At 70.4% G+C, this 2583-nt stretch carries 3 protein-coding genes; all 3 read right to left on the bottom strand.

Annotation, left to right across the window (positions count from 1 at the left end):
* Positions 1 to 1030, bottom strand: a 1030-nt coding sequence (locus VI056_14965) for an ABC transporter substrate-binding protein (protein ID HEY6204322.1), incomplete at its 3' end; no start/stop codon positions are given.
* A gap of 4 nt (positions 1031 to 1034) precedes the next feature.
* Positions 1035 to 2063 carry a thiamine pyrophosphate-dependent dehydrogenase E1 component subunit alpha gene (locus tag VI056_14960; protein HEY6204321.1) on the bottom strand — a complete coding sequence of 343 codons (1029 nt, stop codon included), beginning with the start codon at positions 2061 to 2063 and terminating at the stop codon, positions 1035 to 1037.
* Positions 2064 to 2103: 40 nt separating this feature from the next.
* Positions 2104 to 2583 (bottom strand): pyridoxal-phosphate dependent enzyme (locus VI056_14955; protein HEY6204320.1); only part of this gene is annotated, 480 nt, incomplete at its 5' end.

Here is a 2583-nt window from a genome sequence, read left to right as displayed (position 1 = left end):
ACGTAGTTGCCTCGAGGCGGTCCCGCAAACGCGCGCGGTCCGGTGTGCCGCCGGCACTCTCGGCCGCTGCGTCGATGAGGGCGAGCGCGTCGTAGGCGGTCGCCGCGAGCGTGCTCGCCGCGCCATGGCGAGCGGTGAATGTCTGGAGGAACGCCGCACGGTCCGCGGTGGTCGGTGCGGTGGAAATGGCCGCGAGGTTCCGCGATCCCGGCCAGATCGCGAGATCGGCGCCCTCCCGTAGGGACAGGGCGTCACCTGCCTCCATTAGATAAGAGAGATAGACGCGCGGCGTGATGCCCGCGGCGGCCAGCGAGCGCGCCGCGTCGACGTAGGTCGCGGCCGGGCCGGTGAAGAACGCGCTCCGTGCGAAGGAGGCGCCGGCGCGGACCCGCGTCGCGGCGTCCTGAGCGCTCGCGGTCACGACAGTCGGTGCGACGAGGCCGCGCTGCTCCAGTTCGGCCGCGAGCGCGAGCCGCTCGGCGATGGCCGCCGGGGACTCATCGCTCGCGAGGAGGATCGGCAGCAACACGCTGCGCGCCGTCGCGTCGTCGACCGCGGCGCGTGCGAGGCGCGCGTATGTCGGCGCGAGCGCGAAGGCCCACCCGCCGCCGGCGAGTGACATCGGCTCCGGCGCGGGGAGCGTGAGCAGCACCGGCAGGCGCGCGACGGCAAGCGCGCGGGCGAAGGTCCCGTCGTACGCGAACGGCACCCCGATGACGACGGCGTCGGCGCGGTCCTCCTCGACCGCGCGCCTCAGCTCGATGAGGACGCGCGCGTCGCTTCCGGCGAGATCGACGAACGTGGCCCGCACCCGCTGTTGACCACCGCGGGCCTGGGCCTGATCGAGCCACAGCTGCATCGCGTTGCGCTGCGCGACTCCGCTGGGTGCGCGCGTCCCGGAAAGGTCGAGCAGGACGGTCACCGCCGTGGTGCCGGGCTCGTGCGTCGGCGAGGGGGTCGGGGTGATCTCGGTCGGCGGCGCGGTGCAGGCCACCAGGAACGCTGCGAGCGCGACGACGAGGCCGCGCACGGCTTTAAGAGCGGGTGCCGTCGGGGCGCGGAGCCTCCTCGGCGTACACGTGCTTGATCGCGTCCTCGGGCCTGGGGTCGGGTTCGCTCTCCGCCTGCGCGATCGCGGCCTCGATCTCGGTGTCGAGCGCGCCGCGGATCGCCTCGAACTCCTTGTCGGTGACGCCCTGCTCGATCAGGTACTTGCGCGCGCGGTCGATCGGGTCCTTCGCCATCCACCCGCGGACCTCATCCTTCGTGCGGTAGCGGCTGTCGTCGTCGTCCGACGTGTGCGGCTGATAGCGGTAGCACTTGAGCTCGACGAGCGTCGGGCCCGCGCCGGAGCGCGTGTGCTGCACGGCTTGCTTCGTCTTGTCGTAGGAGTCGAGCACGTCCATGCCGTCGGCGATGAAGCCGCGCGCTCCATAGCCCGCGGCCTTGTCCGCGACGTTCGGCACGGCCATCTGCAGTTCGAAGCGTGTCGAGATCGCGAGCAGGTTGTTCTCGATGATGAAGACCACCGGCAGCTTGTAGATCGCCGCGAAGTTGATGGCCTCGTGGAAGTCACCCGGGCTCGTCGAGGCATCGCCGCCGAAGGCGAAGACGATGTTCTCCTCTTTCAGGTTGCGGATCGCGAGCGCAAGGCCGACCGCATGAGGGAACTCGGTGCCGACGCACACCGAGCGCGTCACGATGCGGTCCTTGGGGCTTGAGAACTGGTTGAGGATCTGCCGTCCGGCGGAGTGCGTGTCCGTCGCCTTCGCCAGGACCATGCGGAACTCCTCGAGCGGCGACATGCCGAGCACGAAGGCGACCCCCATGTCGCGGTAGTAAGGAACGGTCCAGTCCTTGCCGCCCCGGATGTTCCACGCCGCGCCGATCTGCGCGGCCTCGTGGCCATCCGTCCCGGCACCGAACGGAGTGCGTCCCATGCGGTTGAGCTGCAGGATCCGCTCGCTGACCATGCGCGTCTCGAGCATCTTCCGGTACATGCCTTTGACGTCGTCGAGGCTCAGTCCGAGCCCGTCGTGACGCGCACGAGCAGTCACTGTCATCCTCGCGATGGTATCGCGCAGGCCGTTCTCGACGTGTCGATCAGCGATGATCCAGCGCGCGCTCCAGTGAATCCGCCGTCGCGTTGCCGCCGCTGACCCAGCACACCACGCGCTTGCCCGCGAGACGCTTGGCCAGACGGCGTGCGGCCGCGACCGGTGCGGCGCCCGCGCCCTCCGCGACGATGTGTCCTTCTACCAGCAGCAGGCGCATCGCGGCGTAGAGCTCATCGTCGCTCACGAGCGCGAAGTCATCGAGCAGTGCCGCGAGCATCCGCTGCGGCAGATCGAAGGACGTGCGCGTCGCGAGCCCTTCGGCGAACGTCGCCGCGCGATCCGTGCTGCGCGGCGCACGGTCGCGCCACGCGTTGTATGCCGCAGATGCGCCCTCGGCCTGGACGCCGATGACCGTCATCTCGGGTCGCAGCGTTTTCGCGACGAGCGCGGCACCCGACGCGCCGCTGCCGCCGCCGACGGGGACGATGAAGACGTCGATGTCGGGCCGCTCGGTCAACACTTCGAG

It is taken from the genome of Candidatus Limnocylindria bacterium, assembly GCA_036523395.1.
GTDB lineage: Bacteria > Chloroflexota > Limnocylindria > P2-11E > P2-11E > CF-39.
Note: the sequence above shows the minus strand (reverse complement) of the source record. Positions and strands in the feature narration are given on the sequence as shown.

What these genes read in the sequence shown, in the direction of transcription:
- VI056_14960 (HEY6204321.1), bottom strand. Translation starts at nt 2,063, where the DNA reads ATGACAGTGACTGCTCGTGCGCGTCACGACGGGCTCGGACTGAGCCTC.